The 5540-nt window shown below is 55.6% G+C and carries 1 protein-coding gene and 3 rRNA genes; 1 reads left to right on the forward strand and 3 read right to left on the reverse strand.

The genetic code is table 11. From position 1 onward, the window contains the following. Positions 1–4: 4 nt before the first annotated feature. From rrf to GOARA_RS17570, 3 genes are all read right to left on the reverse strand, one after another. A 5S ribosomal RNA gene (gene rrf / locus GOARA_RS17560) occupies positions 5–121 on the reverse strand. Between the two features lie 99 nt (positions 122–220). Continuing rightward, a 23S ribosomal RNA gene (locus GOARA_RS17565) occupies positions 221–3356 on the reverse strand. Positions 3357–3833: 477 nt separating this feature from the next. Further along, positions 3834–5356 (reverse strand): 16S ribosomal RNA (locus GOARA_RS17570). The 16S, 23S and 5S rRNA genes sit together here, the layout of an rRNA operon. On the opposite strand from GOARA_RS17570, the gene GOARA_RS20455 reads away from it, so the two are divergent. Then, on the forward strand, positions 5352–5540 hold a 189-nt coding region (locus tag GOARA_RS20455), incomplete at its 3' end, for a hypothetical protein (RefSeq protein WP_211599516.1). The two genes, GOARA_RS17570 and GOARA_RS20455, sit on opposite strands and share 5 nt — an antisense overlap.

Genomic DNA, 5540 nt, shown 5'->3' on the forward strand with positions numbered 1-5540 from the left:
TTGTGTTCGGCGGTGTCCTACTCTCCCACACTGGTTAGGGTGCAGTACCATTGGCGCTGGAGGGCTTAGCTTCCGGGTTCGGAATGGGGCCGGGCGTTTCCCCTCCGCTATTGCCGCCGTAACTTTATGAAACTGTCCGCTGCCCGACCACTTGGTGGTGGTGGGTGGGGTGTTGTTTCAGAGTTGCATAGTGGATGCGATTTTTTGTGGTGTTGGGTGTTGTTGTAAGTCCTCGGCCGATTAGTACCAGTCACCTGAACACATTGCTGTGCTTACAGTTCTGGCCTATCAACCCCATGGTCTGTGGGGGGCCTTAACCCCGCTGAGGGGGTGAGAAACCTCATCTTGGAACAGGCTTCCCGCTTAGATGCTTTCAGCGGTTATCCCTTCCGAACGTAGCTAACCAGCGGTGCTCCTGGTGGAACAACTGGCACACCAGAGGTTCGTCCGTCCCGGTCCTCTCGTACTAGGGACAGGTTTCCTCAAGTTTCTTACGCGCGCGGCGGATAGAGACCGAACTGTCTCACGACGTTCTAAACCCAGCTCGCGTGCCGCTTTAATGGGCGAACAGCCCAACCCTTGGGACCTACTCCAGCCCCAGGATGCGACGAGCCGACATCGAGGTGCCAAACCATCCCGTCGATATGGACTCTTGGGGAAGATCAGCCTGTTATCCCCGGGGTACCTTTTATCCGTTGAGCGACACCGCTTCCACTTGCCGGTGCCGGATCACTAGTCCCGACTTTCGTCCCTGCTCGACATGTACGTCTCACAGTCAAGCTCCCTTGTGCACTTACACTCAACACCTGATTGCCAACCAGGCTGAGGGAACCTTTGGGCGCCTCCGTTACTTTTTGGGAGGCAACCGCCCCAGTTAAACTACCCACCAGGCACTGTCCCTGAACCAGATCATGGTCCGAGGTTAGAGGTCCAATACGGTCAGAGTGGTATTTCAACAATGACTCCACCCACACTGGCGTGCGAGTTTCACAGTCTCCCACCTATCCTACACAAACCGAACCGAACACCAATACCAAGCTATAGTGAAGGTCCCGGGGTCTTTTCGTCCTGCCGCGCGTAACGAGCATCTTTACTCGTACTGCAATTTCGCCGAGTCTGTGGTTGAGACAGCAGAGAAGTCGTTACGCCATTCGTGCAGGTCGGAACTTACCCGACAAGGAATTTCGCTACCTTAGGATGGTTATAGTTACCACCGCCGTTTACTGGGGCTTAAATTCTCAGCTTCGCCAACAAAGTTAGCTAACCGGTCCTCTTAACCTTCCAGCACCGGGCAGGCGTCAGTCCGTATACATCGTCTTACGACTTCGCACGGACCTGTGTTTTTAGTAAACAGTCGCTTCTCTCTGGTCTCTGCGACCACCCCCAGCTCAGACCGCAAGGATCGTCACCGGGCGTGGTCCCCCTTCTCCCGAAGTTACGGGGGCATTTTGCCGAGTTCCTTAACCACAGTTCTCTCGATCGCCTTAGTATTCTCTACCTGACCACCTGTGTCGGTTTGGGGTACGGGCCGTGTACCAGCTCGCTAGAGGCTTTTCTCGGCAGCATAGGATCATGGATTTCGCCGCTACGGCTACGCATCACCTCTCAGGACATGTGGAACACGGATTTGCCTATGTTCCTCCCTACAGGCTTACACCAGCACTACCATCGACTGGCTCCACTACCTTCCTGCGTCACCCCATCGCTTGACTACTACAACCGAGGTCCCATGCAGCACCCGCCGGCCACCCGAAGGCGGTCCATAGGGATTTGGATGGTTAGTACAATTGATTCGCCACTGGGCGCGGATACACGGGTACGGGAATATCAACCCGTTGTCCATCGACTACGCCTGTCGGCCTCGCCTTAGGTCCCGACTCACCCTGGGCGGATTAACCTGGCCCAGGAACCCTTGGTCATTCGGCGGCAGAGTTTCTCACTCTGCTTTCGCTACTCATGCCTGCATTCTCACTCCCACACCCTCCACAACTGGATCACTCCGCTGCTTCCCTGGATGCAGGACGCTCCCCTACCCACCCACACCACTACACACCCACCCGCAGGCAGGCATGGATGTCTTGTGTGAGTGCCGCGGCTTCGGCGGTGTACTTGAGCCCCGCTACATTGTCGGCGCAGGACCACTTGACCAGTGAGCTATTACGCACTCTTTCAAGGGTGGCTGCTTCTAAGCCAACCTCCTGGTTGTCTTCGCGATCCCACATCCTTTTCCACTTAGTACACGCTTAGGGGCCTTAGCCGGCGATCTGGGCTGTTTCCCTCTCGACTACGAACCTTATCGCCCGCAGTCTCACTGCCCCGCTCTCACTTACCGGCATTCGGAGTTTGGCTGACGTCAGTAACCTAGTAGGGCCCATCGGCCATCCAGTAGCTCTACCTCCGGTAAGAAACACGGGACGCTGCACCTAAATGCATTTCGGGGAGAACCAGCTATCACGGAGTTTGATTGGCCTTTCACCCCTACCCACAGCTCATCCCCTCCATTTTCAACTGAAGTGGGTTCGGGCCTCCACGACGTCTTACCGTCGCTTCACCCTGGCCATGGGTAGATCACTCCGCTTCGGGTCCAGACCCAGCGACTCAAATCGCCCTATTCAGACTCGCTTTCGCTACGGCTACCCCACACGGGTTAACCTTGCCACTGAGCACTGACTCGCAGGCTCATTCTTCAAAAGGCACGCCATCACCCACCACCCAAAAGGTGCGCAGGCTCTGACGGATTGTAAGCGTCCGGTTTCAGGTACTATTTCACTCCCCTCCCGGGGTACTTTTCACCTTTCCCTCACGGTACTAGTCCGCTATCGGTCACCAGGAAGTATTCAGGCTTACCGGGTGGTCCCGGCAGATTCACAGCAGATTTCACGGGCCCGCTGCTACTTGGGGACACGTCTCAAACGAGGCCGCACACTTTCAGCTACCGGACTCTCACCGTCTACGGCAGACCATTCCAGGCCACTTCGCCTAGCATACGACTTTCTCACTCGCCTCCAGCACGGCAGCACCGGACAAGACAACCCCACAACCCCACACACACAACCCCTGCCGAGTATCACATGCGCATGGTTTAGCCTCCTCCGCTTTCGCTCGCCACTACTCACGGAATCACAATTGTTTTCTCTTCCTATGGGTACTGAGATGTTTCACTTCCCCACGTTCCCTCCACACCCGCTATACATTCACAGGTGGGTAACACGACATCACTCGTGCTGGGTTTCCCCATTCGGACACCCTCGGATCACAGCTCGGTTGACAGCTCCCCGAGGCTTATCGCAGCCTCCCACGTCCTTCATCGGCTCCTGGTACCAAGGCATCCACCGAACGCCCTTACACACTTACAACAACACCTACAAACCCACCCCAACCCACACCACATGCACCCACCACCCCACAACAAGCAGGACAACAGACACACAAGCGCAGACTCAGGCACGAATGTAGACGCACAACACTTACAAAAACCAATAAGAAATTGCAGCACCCCAACAAACACACACACCCCACAACAGTGAAGTGTTTGCATTCACTAGATGCTCGCATCCACTATGCAATTCTCAAACAACACACACCAACCAACCCCACACCCACATTCTGGGCGGTAGCCGGCCAGCACCAAGACAACACACCAACCCCCACAAAAAGGGACTGTTACCCGTGTGTTCCCTCAGAACCCCGATAGTGTGCCACACCCACCACCTGACCCACCCCACACAGGAGACAAGACACGCAATGACGTTTTGTTTGACGTTTCACCCATGAACATCAACCCCGCCGAACCACACTCGGGCCCGAAACAGGACATGTTGATAGCTCCTTAGAAAGGAGGTGATCCAGCCGCACCTTCCGGTACGGCTACCTTGTTACGACTTCGTCCCAATCGCCGATCCCACCTTCGACAGCTCCCTCCCACAAGGGGTTAGGCCACCGGCTTCGGGTGTTACCGACTTTCATGACGTGACGGGCGGTGTGTACAAGGCCCGGGAACGTATTCACCGCAGCGTTGCTGATCTGCGATTACTAGCGACTCCGACTTCATGGGGTCGAGTTGCAGACCCCAATCCGAACTGAGACGCGCTTTAAGGGATTCGCTCCACCTCACGGTCTCGCAGCCCTCTGTACGCGCCATTGTAGCATGTGTGAAGCCCTGGACATAAGGGGCATGATGACTTGACGTCATCCCCACCTTCCTCCGAGTTGACCCCGGCAGTCTCCTGCAAGTCCCCGGCATAACCCGCTGGCAATACAGGACAAGGGTTGCGCTCGTTGCGGGACTTAACCCAACATCTCACGACACGAGCTGACGACAGCCATGCACCACCTGTACACCAACCACAAGGGAACAACTATCTCTAGCTGCGTCTGGTGTATGTCAAACCCAGGTAAGGTTCTTCGCGTTGCATCGAATTAATCCACATGCTCCGCCGCTTGTGCGGGCCCCCGTCAATTCCTTTGAGTTTTAGCCTTGCGGCCGTACTCCCCAGGCGGGGTACTTAATGCGTTAGCTACGGCACGGATCCCGTGAAAAGGAACCCACACCTAGTACCCACCGTTTACGGCGTGGACTACCAGGGTATCTAATCCTGTTCGCTCCCCACGCTTTCGCTCCTCAGCGTCAGTAACTACCCAGAGACCCGCCTTCGCCACCGGTGTTCCTCCTGATATCTGCGCATTTCACCGCTACACCAGGAATTCCAGTCTCCCCTGTAGTACTCAAGTCTGCCCGTATCGCCTGCACGCCTACAGTTAAGCTGCAGAATTTCACAGACGACGCGACAAACCGCCTACGAGCTCTTTACGCCCAGTAATTCCGGACAACGCTCGCACCCTACGTATTACCGCGGCTGCTGGCACGTAGTTGGCCGGTGCTTCTTCTCCAGGTACCGTCACAAAAGCTTCGTCCCTGGCGAAAGAGGTTTACAACCCGAAGGCCGTCATCCCTCACGCGGCGTCGCTGCATCAGGCTTGCGCCCATTGTGCAATATTCCCCACTGCTGCCTCCCGTAGGAGTCTGGGCCGTGTCTCAGTCCCAGTGTGGCCGATCACCCTCTCAGGTCGGCTACCCGTCGTCGCCTTGGTAGGCCATTACCCCACCAACAAGCTGATAGGCCGCGGGCCCATCCCAAACCGCAAAAGCTTTCCACCACCAGACATGCATCCAATGGTCATATTCGGTATTAGACCCAGTTTCCCAGGCTTATCCCAAAGTTTGGGGCAGATCACCCACGTGTTACTCACCCGTTCGCCACTCGAGTACCCCGCAAGCGAGGCCTTTCCGTTCGACTTGCATGTGTTAAGCACGCCGCCAGCGTTCGTCCTGAGCCAGGATCAAACTCTCCATGAAAGAACACCAAAACAAACCCACCAAAGCAGGCCGTTTCAAAACAATGAATTCCTCACAGAGGCAAAAACCCCAGCAAAAACAATCCAAAAAACAAACTGGCATCAAAAAACAGACACCACTCAAAAAATGGCATCAAACAAAACAAAAATGTCACACACTATCGAGTTCTCAAAGAACACACACC

Origin of the sequence: Gordonia araii NBRC 100433, assembly GCF_000241265.1 — a bacterium.
GTDB classification, from domain to species: Bacteria; Actinomycetota; Actinomycetes; order Mycobacteriales; family Mycobacteriaceae; genus Gordonia; species Gordonia araii.